This window comes from Micromonospora sp. WMMD1274 (assembly GCF_049179035.1).
GTDB lineage: Bacteria > Actinomycetota > Actinomycetes > Mycobacteriales > Micromonosporaceae > Micromonospora > Micromonospora tulbaghiae.
The window spans coordinates 1,773,634-1,787,301 of record NZ_JBMHMG010000001.1 but is presented as its reverse complement, the minus strand read 5'-3'; the positions used below and the strand labels follow the sequence as shown (position 1 = coordinate 1,787,301).

General features: G+C 73.3%; 12 protein-coding genes and 1 pseudogene. 7 read left to right on the top strand and 6 right to left on the bottom strand.

Features of this window, described 5'->3' with window-relative positions:
• Nucleotides 1–44: 44 nt before the first annotated feature.
• Together ACN27D_RS08050 and ACN27D_RS08045 are read right to left on the bottom strand one after the other, a co-directional pair.
• Nucleotides 45–379: pseudogene (locus ACN27D_RS08050) on the bottom strand (glyoxalase).
• Nucleotides 355–927: a cob(I)yrinic acid a,c-diamide adenosyltransferase gene (locus tag ACN27D_RS08045; RefSeq protein ID WP_013475364.1), complete on the bottom strand. Its 573-nt coding sequence runs from the start codon at nucleotides 925–927 to the stop codon at nucleotides 355–357. Before ACN27D_RS08045 ends, ACN27D_RS08050 begins: the two are co-directional and overlap by 25 nt.
• Here ACN27D_RS08045 and murA point away from each other — a divergent pair.
• Nucleotides 926–2,347, top strand: coding sequence for a UDP-N-acetylglucosamine 1-carboxyvinyltransferase (murA, locus tag ACN27D_RS08040; RefSeq protein WP_121685139.1), 1,422 nt, complete (start codon nucleotides 926–928; stop codon nucleotides 2,345–2,347). The two genes, ACN27D_RS08045 and murA, sit on opposite strands and share 2 nt — an antisense overlap.
• Nucleotides 2,348–2,416: 69 nt before the next feature.
• Nucleotides 2,417–3,265 (top strand): 3-hydroxyacyl-CoA dehydrogenase family protein, encoded by an 849-nt coding sequence (locus tag ACN27D_RS08035; protein ID WP_120573389.1) that lies wholly within the window; start codon nucleotides 2,417–2,419, stop codon nucleotides 3,263–3,265.
• Nucleotides 3,266–3,305: 40 nt separating this feature from the next.
• On the opposite strand, the gene ACN27D_RS08030 is transcribed toward ACN27D_RS08035, so the two are convergent.
• Nucleotides 3,306–4,115, bottom strand: coding sequence for an alpha/beta hydrolase (locus ACN27D_RS08030; protein ID WP_121685140.1), 810 nt, complete (start codon nucleotides 4,113–4,115; stop codon nucleotides 3,306–3,308).
• Between the two features lie 53 nt (nucleotides 4,116–4,168).
• Nucleotides 4,169–5,380 (bottom strand): MFS transporter, encoded by a 1,212-nt coding sequence (locus ACN27D_RS08025; RefSeq protein ID WP_357896784.1) that lies wholly within the window; start codon nucleotides 5,378–5,380, stop codon nucleotides 4,169–4,171.
• Nucleotides 5,381–5,438: 58 nt separating this feature from the next.
• Between ACN27D_RS08025 and ACN27D_RS08020 the strand changes: the two genes are divergently transcribed.
• The gene (locus ACN27D_RS08020) at nucleotides 5,439–6,392 is read left to right on the top strand and encodes an ArsR/SmtB family transcription factor (protein ID WP_121685141.1); all 954 of its coding nucleotides are present in this window, start codon (nucleotides 5,439–5,441) and stop codon (nucleotides 6,390–6,392) included.
• Between the two features lie 7 nt (nucleotides 6,393–6,399).
• Here the strand turns inward: ACN27D_RS08020 and ACN27D_RS08015 are convergent, their stop codons facing one another.
• Together ACN27D_RS08015 and ACN27D_RS08010 are read right to left on the bottom strand one after the other, a co-directional pair.
• Nucleotides 6,400–7,248, bottom strand: coding sequence for an ABC transporter permease (locus ACN27D_RS08015; RefSeq protein WP_121685142.1), 849 nt, complete (start codon nucleotides 7,246–7,248; stop codon nucleotides 6,400–6,402).
• A complete protein-coding gene (locus ACN27D_RS08010; protein WP_120573394.1) occupies nucleotides 7,245–8,093 on the bottom strand; it encodes an ABC transporter ATP-binding protein in 849 nt (282 codons plus the stop codon). Before ACN27D_RS08010 ends, ACN27D_RS08015 begins: the two co-directional genes overlap by 4 nt.
• Before the next feature lie 86 nt (nucleotides 8,094–8,179).
• On the opposite strand from ACN27D_RS08010, the gene ACN27D_RS08005 reads away from it, so the two are divergent.
• The 4 genes from ACN27D_RS08005 (at nucleotide 8,180) to ACN27D_RS07990 (ending at nucleotide 13,647) form a co-directional block, all read left to right on the top strand.
• A complete protein-coding gene (locus tag ACN27D_RS08005; RefSeq protein ID WP_302905151.1) occupies nucleotides 8,180–8,704 on the top strand; it encodes a PadR family transcriptional regulator in 525 nt (174 codons plus the stop codon).
• Nucleotides 8,701–9,381, top strand: coding sequence for an ABC transporter ATP-binding protein (locus tag ACN27D_RS08000; RefSeq protein ID WP_120573396.1), 681 nt, complete (start codon nucleotides 8,701–8,703; stop codon nucleotides 9,379–9,381). The genes ACN27D_RS08005 and ACN27D_RS08000 overlap by 4 nt, the downstream gene beginning before the upstream one ends.
• Nucleotides 9,378–11,531 carry an FtsX-like permease family protein gene (locus ACN27D_RS07995; protein ID WP_421498849.1) on the top strand — a complete coding sequence of 718 codons (2,154 nt, stop codon included), beginning with the start codon at nucleotides 9,378–9,380 and terminating at the stop codon, nucleotides 11,529–11,531. The genes ACN27D_RS08000 and ACN27D_RS07995 overlap by 4 nt, the downstream gene beginning before the upstream one ends.
• 103 nt (nucleotides 11,532–11,634) lie before the next feature.
• On the top strand, nucleotides 11,635–13,647 hold the full coding sequence (locus tag ACN27D_RS07990) for a protein meaA (RefSeq protein ID WP_421498848.1): 2,013 nt from the start codon (nucleotides 11,635–11,637) through the stop codon (nucleotides 13,645–13,647).
• Nucleotides 13,648–13,668: the final 21 nt, after the last annotated feature.

Genomic DNA, 13,668 nt, shown 5'->3' with positions numbered 1-13,668 from the left:
GAGACATGAAGGCCGGCACCCCGAACCAAGGGGTGCCGGCCTTTTCACGTCTCCGCGACCAGCTCGACCTCGTACCCCTGCCCGTCGGTGAGGTAGGCGGCGTAGCTGTCCGGGCCGCCCGCGTGCGGGTGCCGGTCCGGGAACAGCAGCGTCCAGCCGTACCCCGGGGCGGTGGCGACCAGGCGCTCGACGGCGGCCGGCGGGCCGGCGTGGAAGGCCAGGTGGTTCAGGCCGGGCGCGCACCTGTCGTTGGTGCGGCCGGTGAGCGCCGGTGGTCGAGAAGCCAGCCCCAGGAACGACTGGCCGCCGCGATGTCGGGTACCCACACCTCCACGTGATGGAGGCCGCCGATGGTCAGCGCTTCCCGCCCGGCACCCATAGCACGTCGCCGTCCGGATTTGCCGTTCTTGAGAGGATAAAGAGCAAATCGGAGAGCCGGTTGAGATACTTTGCCGGGAGGGGACTGGTCCGATCGGGGTCGTGTGCGACCAGCGCCCATGCCGCACGCTCGGCGCGCCGGGCGGTCGTCCGTGCCACGTGCAGCAGTGCCGCGCCCGCGGTGCCGCCGGGGAGGATGAAGGAGTCGAGCTTGCTCAGGCGCGCGTTGTACTCGTCGCACCAGCCCTCGAGGCGCTCGACGTACTCCTCCGTCACCCGCAGCGGCGGGTACTTCGGGTCCGGCTCGACCGGCGTCGCCAGGTCCGCACCGACGTCGAACATGTCGTTCTGCACGGACTCCAGCACGGCCCGCAGCTCGTCCGAGAGCTGCCCCAGGGCGAGCGCGACGCCGATCGAGGCGTTGCACTCGTCCACGTCCGCGTACGCGGCGATGCGCGGATCGGTCTTCGGCACCTGCTCGTTGTTGCTCAGCCTGGTCATGCCGGCGTCGCCGGCCTTGGTGTAGATGCGCGTGAGGTGGACGGCCATGACGCACAGCCTACGGATACCGGAACTGACGATCCCGGCCCGGCCGAGTCCGGTGGGTCCGGGTGACGCGGGAGATCCGGCGCTCAACGACGTCGACGTCATCCGGGTACGCGGCGATGCCCGGCTCGCCGGCACCGTGCACGTGGTGGGTGCGAAGAACTCCGCGCTGAAACTGATGGCCGCCGCGCTGCTCGCGCCCGGCCGCAGCCTGATCACCAACGTGCCCCGGATCACCGACATCGCGATCATGGGCGAGGTGCTGCGGCGGCTCGGCTGCGGCGTACGGTTCGGCCCGGACGACCCGGTCGACCCGATGGTGGCCCACGGCGGTGTGGAGCGGTCCCGCTCGGTGCTCATCGACGTGCCGGAGCGGCCGGGTGCGGAGGCCGACTACGACCTGGTCCGCCGGCTGCGCGCGTCGATCTGCGTGCTCGGCCCGCTGCTGGCCCGCCGGGGCTACGTCCGGGTGGCCCACCCAGGCGGCGACGCCATCGGCTCGCGTGGGCTGGACATGCACATCGCCGGGCTGGCCCGGATGGGCGCGGAGATCTCCGGTGAGCACGGCTTCGTCATCGCCGAGGCGCCGGACGGGCTGCACGGCGCCGACATCGTGCTGGACTTCCCGAGCGTGGGCGCGACCGAGAACCTGGTGATGGCGGCGGTGCTGGCCCGGGGTGCCACGACGATCGACAACGCGGCCCGCGAGCCGGAGATCGTCGACATCTGCACGATGCTGACCCGGATGGGCGCGCGGATCGAGGGGGCCGGCACGTCGACGCTGCACATCGTGGGTGTACCCGAGCTGCGGCCGGTCCGGCACGCCACGGTGGGGGACCGGATCGTCGCCGGCACCTGGGCGTTCGCCGCCGCGATGACCCGCGGGGACGTGACGGTGACCGGCCTGGACCCGGCGTACCTGGAGGTCGCGCTGGACAAGCTGGTCGCGGCCGGCGGCCTGGTGGAGACGCGGGGCGACGCCTTCCGGGTACGCATGGACGACCGCCCGAGGGCGGTCGACGTGGTCACACTGCCCTACCCGGGCTTCGCCACCGACCTGCTGCCGATGGCGATCGGACTCGCGGCGGTGAGCGAGGGCGGCTCGCTGATCACCGAGAACATCTTCGACGGCCGGTTCATGTTCGCCAACGAGATGATGCGGCTGGGCGCGGAGATCCGTACCGACGGCCACCATGCCCTGGTGTGCGGCCGGGAGCGGCTGTCCGGCGCCCCGGTACGCGCCACCGACATCCGGGCCGGCGCCGGGCTGATCATCGCCGGGCTCTGCGCCGACGGGCTGACCGAGGTCTCGCACGTGCACCACGTCGACCGGGGCTACCCGGACTTCGTGGCGGACCTGCGGGCGCTCGGCGTCGAGGTGGAGCGCGGCACCGCGCCGGAGGAGCCGGACCTGGCCATCTGACGGCCGGGGCTTATCCCTCGTTAAGTAGGGTTCTCCCAGACGTTGCAGAACACGGCGAGGGAGAAGCAGATGGCGGGTCGACTCGCGGTCGTCGGTGCCGGGCTGATGGGCTCGGGCATCGCCCAGGTGGCGGCGCAGGCGGGCTGGCAGGTGACGCTGCGCGACATCGACGACGCGGCCACGAAGCGCGGTGTGGACGGCATCCGGAAGTCGCTGACGAAGTTCGCCGAGAAGGGCAAGATCGAGGCGTCCGAGGTCGAGGCGACGCTGGCCCGGATCACCCCGACCACCGAGCTGGAGGCCGCCGCCGACGCGGACATCGTGGTCGAGGCGGTCTTCGAGAAGATCGAGATCAAGCACGAGGTGTTCCGCGCGCTCGACAAGATCTGCAAGGCGGACGCGGTGCTCGCCACCAACACGTCGGCCATCCCGGTGACCCAGATCGCCACCGCCACCGAGCGCCCGGAGTCGGTCGTCGGCACGCACTTCTTCTCGCCGGTGCCGATGATGAAGCTCTGCGAGCTGGTACGCGGCTACAAGACCAGCGACGCGACCATGGACACCGTCAAGTCGTTCGCCGAGGGAATCGGCAAGACCGTGGTGGTGGTCAACCGGGACATCGCCGGTTTCGTCACCACCCGGCTGATCTGCGCGCTGGCGATGGAGGCGGTCAAGCTCGTCGAGTCCGGCGTGATCTCCGCCGAGGACCTGGACACCGCCTGCAAGCTGGGCTTCGGCCACGCCATGGGCCCGCTCGCCACCGTCGACCTGACCGGCGTGGACGTGCTGCTCAACGCCACCCGCAACATCTACACCGACACCGCCGACGAGAAGTTCTTCCCGCCGGAGCTGCTCCAGCGCATGGCCACCGCCGGCGACCTGGGCCGCAAGACCGGCCAGGGCTTCTACTCGTACTGACCGGCCCGTCCCGCCCCCGGCCCGCGCGGCCGGGGGCGGTTCACGTCCGGGGTGGGCTGAGCGCGGCGCCGATCAGCGCGAACGCGTCCGGGATGACTGTCCCCCAGTAGCCGAAGTTGTGCCGCCCGTCGGCCCAGGCGGCGCGTACCGGCTCCTCGGGCAGCACCCGGGCCAGCGCGCGGACATCCTTGAGGAAGTTGTCCTGCCGCCCGCACCAGAGCCCGACCGGGGTGCCGCGCAGCTTCTCCACGCCGGTGAAGACCGCGTCGCCGGGGCTCACCGCGGGGGAGAAGGCCGCCGCCATCCGCAGCCACTTCGGGTACGTCTGGGCGAGCAGCAACGCGCCGAAGCCGCCCATCGACCAGCCCCACACGGCCAGCCGGCTGCTGTCGAAACCGCGCCGGGCGCACCAGGTGGGCACCTCCTCGCGCACCATCCGCTGCGGGTCGTCGTCGCCCGAGGCGCGCCACGACAGCCGCCCGCCGGTGGCGCCCGCGAGCGCGAACGGCGGGGCGCCCCGGCGTACCGCGTCGGTGAGGAAGCGGGCCAGCCCGAACCGGCCGTAGTCGCGCGGGGTGGCCGACGCGCCGTGCAGCACCAGGCAGACGGGCAGGCCGCGGCCGTCGCCGTACCCGTCGGGCACGGCCGTCCAGAAGTCCACCTCGCGGCCGCGCGCGGCGGACGCGATGCGGATCAGCCGCTCGTCGCCGGGCGGGGCGTCCGGCAGGTCCGGGGCCGGTCCCGGGCGGGGGCCGGCCAGTTGCCGGGCGGCCAGGCCGCCGACCAGGCCGACCCCGGCGATCCCGGCGGCGGCGGTGAGCACCGTCCGCCGGGTCAGCGTGTGTGCCATGCCGGCGAGTGTGCCATCCGGTACGCGTCGCGGGGAGCCGCGCCGCATCTCCTTCACGGCGCCGGGACTGCCGTCGCGGGTCTGCTGTCCGGCTCCCCGGCGCCCGGCGCGGTCCGGCGCAGGCCGGGGGTGAGCGCGACGGTGACGGCCAGCGCCACGGCGGCGAGCAGCGCGACCGCGCGCGACGGCGTGACCAGGTCGGCGAGCGCCCCGGCGAGCGCGGCGCACACCGCCTGCGCGGCGAGCATCCCGTTGCCGTGCAGGCCGAGCACCTGGCCCCGGGCCTCGGGCGGCGAGTGGGCGATCAGCCGTTCCTGCATCGGCAGGGTGCAGGCGTAGCCGACGGACGCGACGAGCGCGACGGCCATGGCCACCGGCAGAGGCGGCGACAGCAGGATCAGCAGGTACGGCAGGGGGAGCAGCACCCGCAGCGGGTGGATCCACTTCTCGCGGAGGGCGGGGGACAGGAACCGCCCCACCACCACGTCCCCGGCCAGCATGCCGAGCGCGGCGGCGGCGAGCAGGAAGCCGGCGCGGTCGGCGGCGTACGGGACGAACAGCGCCTCGCAGCCGACGATCAGGCCGCCCGGTACCCAGAGGTTGAGCAGGAGCGACCGGCGGCCGGGGTCGGCCCACAGCGCCCGGTTCACGCGCAGCGTGCGGGCGACCGTCACCCGCTCGCTGGTCCGGGCCGGACGCTCGGTGAGCCCGAACCATCCCACCGCGGCGGACACCGCCCGCAGGACCAGCGCCAGCAGGAACACCTGGTACGGGCTCAGCCACACGAGCAGGACGCCGGCCAGCCCGAACCCGGCGATCTGCATGACGCCGACGCTCGTGTTCATCGTGGCCCGGGCCAGCACGTAGGCGTTCACCGGCACGATGTCGGTGAGCAGCGCCCACTTGGCGCCGGCGGCGACCGAGCCCACGTACGCGTTGGCGAAGATGATCGCGAAGCGGGCCCACAGCGGCAGCCCGGGCACCGCCTGGAGTGCCGCGCCGGCGGTGGCGAGCAGGGCGGCGAAGGCCATCGCCCGGCGCGGCGGCACGCTGTCCGCGGCGGACAGCAGCGTCAGGCTGCCGAGGACTCCGGCCAGCGGCGCCCCGAACATGCTCAGCGCGGTGAGCAGCGCCGAGCCGGTCGACGCGTAGGTCAGCGCGCCCAGGGCCAGCGCCGACGTGGTGTGGGCGGCGATCCCGGCGCAGTTGGCCAGGAACAGGTTGCGGAACTCCCGGACCGCGAACAGTTCTGCGTACGTTCTCACCCGGGCATGGTCGGCTGGTCGTCGGCGGAATCCCTAGACTTACGTCTGGAGGCGAAACGTGGGCGTCTGGCAGGTGCCGTCCGACCTGGTCGCGCGGAGTCGTTTCACGGTGTCGCCGATGGCCGAGACCGTCGGCGCGCTGAAGGCGCTGCGTCATCCGAAGGTCCCCTGGGAGCAGGCCTGGCGACGGCCGCACGTCGACGCGTTCCGGGAGATGCTGGCTGCCCGGCCGGTGGTCCGGGCGCTGGTGGAGGCGTCGTTCGGCCTTCGGTGGGTGGCGGACTTCCTCACCATCGCGCCCGCCTCGGCGGACCCGACGTTCGCCGGGGAACTGGCGGCGATCGAGCGGTTGTCCGACGAGCGGATCCGGGCCGACCTGCGTGCCACCCGGCCGGGCCCGCTGGCGGCCGAACTGCTGGCGGACGGGCTCACCGGGCAGGTCGTGGAACTGCTCGACTGGATCTGGGCGCACACAGTCGCGCCGGAGTGGCCGGAGCGGGAACGCCGGCTGCGCGCGGACATCGTGGCCCGTACCGCCGCCCTGAGCATGCGCGGCCTGGCCGGGGCAATCGTGGACATCAACCGCAACGTGCGGTGGCTGGGCGACGGCCGCCTCCAGGTGAACGACTACCCGGAGCCGCCGCTGTCGCTGCACGCGGCGGAACAGCTGGTGTTCGTGCCGGCTCACTGCCGCCGCGGCTGGGTGGTCTGGGACGCGCCGGCCCGGTTCGGGATGGTCTATCCGGCGCGCGGGATCCTGGTCGATCCGACCTCACCGGCACCGGACGGCCTGGCCCGGCTGATCGGCGCGAACCGGGCCGAGATCCTGGCCCGGCTGGACGCGCCGCTGAGCACCTCGCAGCTCGTGGTGGTGACCGGGCTGTCCCTGGGCACGGTCAGCGACCACCTGCGGGTGCTGCTCGACGCGGGCGCGGTCGCGAAGCGGCGGTCCGGGCGCGAGGTGCTCTACTGGCGTACGCCGCTGGGTGCGGCGCTCGTCGACGGCGGATGAGCGGTGGTCAGCCGTCGCGCTTGGTGGTCCAGCGGAACGTGGTCAGGCACAGCACCAGGCCGATGACGCACCAGGCGCCCAGCACCAGCGCGACGGTGCCCAGCTCGAACGAGCCGCCCGGCTCCCGGGCGCCGAAGCTGTCCGGCAGGAAGACCGAGCGCAGCCCCTGGCACATCCACTTGAGCGGGAAGATCGCCGCGACCTGCTGCATCCACGTGGGCAGGCTGGTGAAGACGAAGAACACGCCGGAGATGAACTGGAGCACCAGCGCGACCGGGGTGACCACCGCCGAGCCGCTGCGCGCGGTACGGGCCAGCGACGAGATCGCGATGCCGCACAGCGTGCAGGCGGTGACGCCGAGCACGGAGACCCAGGCGAACGTCAGCCACTTGGCGGTGGTCTGCGGCAGGTCCAGGTCGAACATCGCCACCGAGACGGCGAGCAGCAGCACGGTCTCCGCGATGCCGATGACCACCACCATGATCACCTTGCCGGCGAACCAGACCCACTTCGGCATCGGCGTGCCGCGGTAGCGCTTGAGCACGCCGCGGTCCCGCTCGATCGGGATCCAGATGCCGAGGTTCTGGAAGCTGACCGTCATCAGGCCGGTCGCGATCATGCCGGTGATGAAGTACTGCGTGTAGCTGACCCCGGGCGCGATCTCGTCGCTGAAGATCGCCGCGAAGATCAGGATCATGATGATCGGGAAGCCCATCGTGAACACGACGGACTCCCGGCTGCGCAGGAACTGGGTGATCTCCAGCCGCCCCTGACGCAGCGCCAGCGCGCCCGCGCCGGGCCGCCGGGCGGCGGTCGCGGCGGTGACCGGGGCCGCGTGCTTCGTCGTGGTGGTCATGAGTGTCCGATCATCCGCAGGTAGACGTCTTCCAGGGTCGGCCGGGTCACGGTGAGGCCGGGTACCTCGCCGCCGAAGCGCGCGGCCAGGTCGGCCACCAGCGCCGTCGGCGTCGCGGTCTCCGCCGAGGCCGGCGTCCCGTCCGGGGTACGCCAGGAGACGGTCGCCAGCGACTCCTGCCGGTTGCCCAGCGCGTTCGGCGGCGCGACCTCGATCACCCGCCCGGCGGCGATCACGCCGACCCGGTCGGCGAGCGCCTCGGCCTCGTCCAGGTAGTGGGTGGTGAGCACGATCGTGGTGCCGGCGGCGGACAGGTCCCGGATCAGCTCCCAGAACTCGCGCCGGGCCTCCGGGTCGAAGCCGGTGGTCGGCTCGTCGAGGAAGAGCAGCTCGGGGCGGCCGATGATGCCCAGCGCCACGTCCAGGCGGCGCTTCTGCCCGCCGGAGAGCGTGTGCGTGCGCGCCTTCGCCTTGGCGCCCAGCCCGACCCGCTCGACCACCTTGTCCGGGTCGTCGGCCTCCGGGTAGAAGCCGGAGAAGTGGCGGACCACCTCGATGACGCTGAGCTCGTCGAACTCGCCGGTGCCCTGGAGCACGATGCCGACCCGGGAACGCCAGCCGGCGTCGGGGTGGGCGGGGTCGGCGCCGAGGACGCGTACCTCGCCGGCGTCGCGCTGCCGGTAGCCCTCCAGGATCTCGACCGTGGTGGTCTTGCCGGCGCCGTTCGGGCCGAGCAGGGCGAACACCTCGCCCCGGCGGACGTCCAGGTCCACCGAGGCGACGGCGACGTTGTCGCCGTACGCCTTACGCAGCCCTCGCACGGAAATCGCGAGCTCGTTCTCCATGACGTCAAGTGTGCGTCGTGCGGTCGCCCGTTCCACTGCCGGGTCGGCTATATACGCGAGGTATACACTCGGTGTAGTCTCTGGTCATGACCGTTCCCCTGACCCTGCTCGGGCTGCTCGAACGCGAGCCGAGCCACGGCTACGACCTCAAGCGCGACTACGACACCTTCTTCGGGCGCGGCAAGCCGCTGCCGTACGGGCAGGTCTACTCGACGCTGAGCCGGCTGGCCCGCGACGGCAAGGTGGTGGTCGGCGACGTCGCTCCCGGCGCCGGGCCGGACCGCAAGCGCTACGTCATCACCGACGTGGGCGCCACCGAGGTGGAGCACTGGCTGACCGAGCCGGTCGAACCGGAACCGCACCTGCAGACCGTGTTGTTCACCAAGGTCGTGCTCGCGCTGATGCTCGACCGCCCGGCCGAGGAGTACCTGGACACCCAGCGCGCCGCCCACCTGCGCCGGATGCGCGAACTCACCGAGATCAAGCGCAGCGGCGAACTCGTCGACGTGATGCTGGCCGACCACGGCCTCTACCACCTCGAGGCGGACCTGCGGTGGATCGAGACGACGGGCGCCCGGCTGGACGCCCTGAGAAAGGCGGTACGGCCATGAGCCCGATGATCGAGGCACGCGACGTCACGTACGCGTTCGGCGAGACACCCGCCCTGCGCGGCGCGAGCCTCGCCGTGGGGGCCGGCGAGGTCGTCGCCGTGATGGGACCGAGCGGCTCCGGCAAGTCGACGTTGCTGCACTGCCTGGCCGGCATCCTGCGCCCCGACTCCGGTGAGGTCCGGTTCGACGGCACCCGGATCGACACGCTCGGCGAAGCCGACCGCAGCGCGCTGCGCCGCGACAGCTTCGGCTTCGTCTTCCAGTTCGGCCAGCTCGTGCCCGAACTCACCGCGGCGGAGAACGTGGCGCTGCCGCTGCTGCTGCGCGGTGTCCGCCGCACTCCGGCGCTGCGCGCCGCGCGGGGCTGGTTCGAGCGGCTCGGCCTGGCCGGCATGGAGCACCGCCGCTCCGGGGAGCTGTCCGGTGGGCAGGCCCAGCGGGTCGCGCTGGCCCGCGGCCTGGTCGCCGAGCCGCGGGTGCTGTTCGCCGACGAGCCCACCGGCGCGCTCGACTCGCTCACCGGCGAGGAGGTGATGACGCTGCTGGTGGACGCCGCCCGCGAGAAGGGCACCACAGTCGTCCTGGTGACGCACGAGGCGCGCATCGCCGCGTACGCCGACCGGGAGGTCATGGTGCGGGACGGCCGGGTCAACGCTCCCGCCGGGGTCGCCTCGTGATCGGGCTCGCGCTCCGGCTCGCCGTCGCCGGTGGCCGGGAGGCGCTGGTCCGGCTGGTCGCCGTAGCCGCCGCCGTCGCGGTCGGCACCGGGCTGCTGCTCACCACGCTCGCCGGTGTGCACGCCACCGACGCCCAGCTCACCCGCTACGCGTCGATGTACCCGCAGGAGACGGCGGGCGGGTCCGCCGACCCGCTGTTGTGGTCCACCCGCACCGACTACTTCCGGGGCGATCAGATCCTCCGTATCGACGTCGCCGCGACCGGTCCGGACGCGCCCACGCCGATCGGCGTCCCCCGCGCGCCGGGGCCCGGCGAGTTCTACGCCTCCCCGGCGCTGCGCGACCTGCTGGCCACCATCCCCGCCGACCAGCTCGCCGACCGCTACCCGGGCCGGGACCTCGGCGTCGTCGGGCCGGCGGCGCTCACCTCGCCGGACACTCTGCTCGTCCTGGTGGGCGGCACCCCGGAGCAGGTCGGGAAGCTGGACCAGGTCAGGAAGGTCACCCGGCTCGACGACAACCGGGCTCCGCTGCCGAGGGCGGCGATCGACCTCATCCTCGGCGTGGCCGCGGGTGGACTGCTGTTTCCCGTACTCGTCTTCATCGGCACGGCGACCCGGCTCGGCGCCGCCCGCCGGGAGCAGCGGTTCGCCGCCATGCGGCTGGTCGGGGCCACGCCCCGGCAGATCTCGGTCGTCGCGGCCGTCGAGGCCGCGCTCGCGGCGGCGGCCGGCGCGGCGGCCGGCTTCGCGGCGTTCTTCGCGTTCCGCGGGCAGCTCGCCGGTATCCCGTTCACCGGCATGCCGTTCTTCCCCGGCGACATGGCCATCGGTGCGCCGGAGGCCCTCCTGGTGGCCCTCGGCGTGCCGGCGGGCGCGGCGGCCGCGGCCTGGGTCGCGCTGCGCCGGGTCCGGATCTCCCCGCTCGGTGTCAGCCGCCGGGTCACGCCCCGGCCGCCCCGGGCGTACCGGCTGATCCCGCTCGCGCTCGGCCTGGCCGGGCTGGGCTTCGCCCTGGTGTACCGACCCCCCACGTCGGACGGTCAGACCGCGCTGTTCCTGCCCGCCCTGCTGCTGGTCATGGTCGGGCTGATCACCGGCGGCCCGTGGCTGACCATGGTCGGCGCCCGGGCGATGGCCGCCCGGGCCAGCCGGCCGGCCGCGCTGATCGCCGCGCGCCGGCTCGCCGACAACCCGGCCGCCGGGTTCCGGGCGGTGAGCGGCGTGATGCTCGCGCTGTTCGTCACGACGGTGGCCGTGGGCGTGATGGGGACGATCGCGCACGAGCGCGGTCCGGCGCCCCGGGGTTCCCTGGAGGCCGGACGGCTGTCGATGGTGCTGACAAACGACGCCCCGGCGCCGGCCACGCTGCTGGCCGATCTGGCGGCGGTTCCCGGCGTCCGCAACCCGGTGCTCGTCCGGGAGAACCCGGTGCGCGGTGACGGCCGCGACTCCGGCGTGATCGCCTGCGCGGACATTCCGCCCGCCTACGGGCGGTGCGCCACGGGGGCGAGCGTCGCCGAGGTGCCGCCGGACCTGATCCCCTGGGGGGAGTCCGCCTCGGCCGACCGGGTCTGGCCGTCGTCCCCGGTGGGCCCGGCCGCCCTCGCGGGACTCCCGGCGGGTTCGGTGGCGGTCGAGGCGGAGGACCCGGTCGCGGTGGAGCGGGCCCGGACGCTCCTCGAAGCCGCGTTCCCCACCTTCTTCGTGGCACCGAACGTGCCCGGTGACTTCGAGGCCGACTTCGCCGACACCATGCGGGGCTGGCAGCGGCTGGCCGACCTCGTGGTGGTGGCCGGTCTCGCGCTCGCCGGATGCAGCCTGGCCGTGGCCGTGGCGGCCGGCCTCAGTGAACGGAAACGGCCGTTCAGCCTGCTCCGGCTCAGCGGCGCCCCGGTGCGGCTGCTGCGCCGGGTGGTGGCCCTGGAGAGCACCGTGCCGCTGCTGACCGTCGCCGTGGTGGCGGTCGGGATGGGACTGGTCGCCGCGCAGCTGTTCCTGCGCGCGCAGATGGACTACGACCTGCGCGTGCCGGGGATCGGGTTCGCCGCGGTGGTGGCCCTCGGCGTGCTCGGCTGTCTCGCGGTCATCGCGGCCACCCTGCCGCTGCTGGAACGGATCACCGGTCCGGAGACCGCCCGCAGCGAGTGACCCGTACGGTGGGCCGGCCGAGCACGCCGGCCCACCGGCACGGGCATCGGGTTGTGTGGTTTTCCACACTCTCTTTTACTGAACGGTAACTTAAACTCCGGCCATGGACGACGCGATGCCGGGACGGCTGCCCGAGCGGGACCGCCCGTGGGTGATGCGCACGTACGCCGGGCACTCCTCCGCCGCGGCCACCAACGCGCTCTTCCGCCGCAACCTGGCGAAGGGGCAGACCGGCCTGTCGGTCGCCTTCGACCTGCCCACCCAGACCGGGTACGACCCGGACCACGAGCTGGCCTCCGGCGAGGTGGGCCGGGTCGGCGTGCCGGTGGCGCACCTGGGTGACATGCGGGCGCTGTTCGAGGGCATCCCGCTGGCCGAGATGAACACCTCGATGACCATCAACGCCCCGGCGATGTGGCTGCTCGGCCTCTACGGCACCGTCGCCGCCGAGCAGGGCGCGGAGCTGAGCCGCTGCGCCGGCACCACGCAGAACGACATCATCAAGGAGTACCTGTCCCGGGGGACGTACATCTTCCCGCCGGCGGCGTCGCTGCGGCTGACCGCCGACGTGATCGCGTACACGCTGCGTGAGATGCCGCGGTGGAACCCGGTGAACATCTGCTCGTACCACCTCCAGGAGGCCGGCGCCACGCCGGTGCAGGAGGTCGGCTTCGCGCTGGCCACCGCCGTCGCCGTGCTGGACACCGTGCGCGACTCCGGCCAGGTGCCGCCCGAGCGGATGGGCGACGTGGTCCAGCGGATCTCGTTCTTCGTCAACGCCGGGGTGCGCTTCGTCGAGGAGATCGCCAAGATGCGCGCGTTCGGCGCGCTCTGGGACGAGATCACCCGCGACCGCTACGGCGTGGAGAACCCGAAGCAGCGCCGGTTCCGCTACGGCGTCCAGGTCAACTCGCTGGGCCTGACCGAGGCGCAGCCGGAGAACAACATCCAGCGCATCGTGCTGGAGATGCTCGGCGTCACGCTGTCCCGCGACGCCCGCGCCCGCGCCGTGCAGCTGCCCGCCTGGAACGAGGCGCTGGGCCTGCCCCGCCCGTGGGACCAGCAGTGGTCGCTGCGCATGCAGCAGGTGCTGGCGTACGAGTCGGACCTGCTGGAGTACCCGGACCTGTTCGCCGGCTCGCACGTGATGACCGCGCTCGTCGACGAGATCGTCTCCGGCGCCCGCGTCGAGCTGGAGAAGGTGCTGGAGATGGGCGGCGTGGTCACCGCCGTCGAGACCGGTTACCTCAAGAGCGCGCTGGTGGCCTCGCTCGCCGACCGGCGCCGCCGGATGGAGTCCGGCTCGGACGTGGTGGTCGGCGTCAACCGGTTCACCGAGACCGAGCCGTCGCCGCTGACAGCTGCGGGCGCCGAGGCGATCGAGCAGGTGGATCCGGCCGTCGAGGAGGCGGCCACCGTGGGCGTACGCGAATGGCGGGCCGGCCGGGACGCGGCGGCGGTGGAGGAGGCGCTGGCGAAGCTGCGCGCGGACGCCGCCACCACGGCGAACCTGATGCCGGCCACGCTGGACTGCGTGCGGGCCGGGGTCACCACCGGCGAGTGGGCCGGCGCGCTGCGCCAGGTGTACGGCGAGTACCGCGCGCCGACCGGCCTGGCCGGGGCGGTCGGGACAGCCGGTGACGCGACGCTCGCCGGGGTCCGCGAGCGGGTCGCCGCGACCGCCCGGGATCTGGGCAGCGGCCGGCTGCGGCTGCTGGTCGGCAAGCCGGGGCTGGACGGGCACTCCAACGGCGCGGAGCAGATCGCGGTACGCGCCCGCGACGCCGGCTTCGAGGTGGTCTACCAGGGCATCCGGCTGACCGCCGGGCAGATCGTGGCGGCCGCGGTGGAGGAGGACGTCGACCTGGTCGGCCTCTCCGTGCTGTCCGGCTCGCACCTGGCCGCCGTGCCGGCGGTGCTGGACGGGCTGCGCGCGGCCGGGCGGGGCGACCTGCCGGTGGTGGTCGGCGGGATCATCCCGGCCGCCGACGCCGACGCGCTGCGCACCGCCGGGGTGGCCCGGGTGTTCACGCCGAAGGACTTCGCGCTCACCGGCATCATCGACGAACTCGTCACCGTGATCCGCGAGGCGAACGCGCTGGATCCCGCACGCTGAAAGCATCACAAAGCCTAAAGT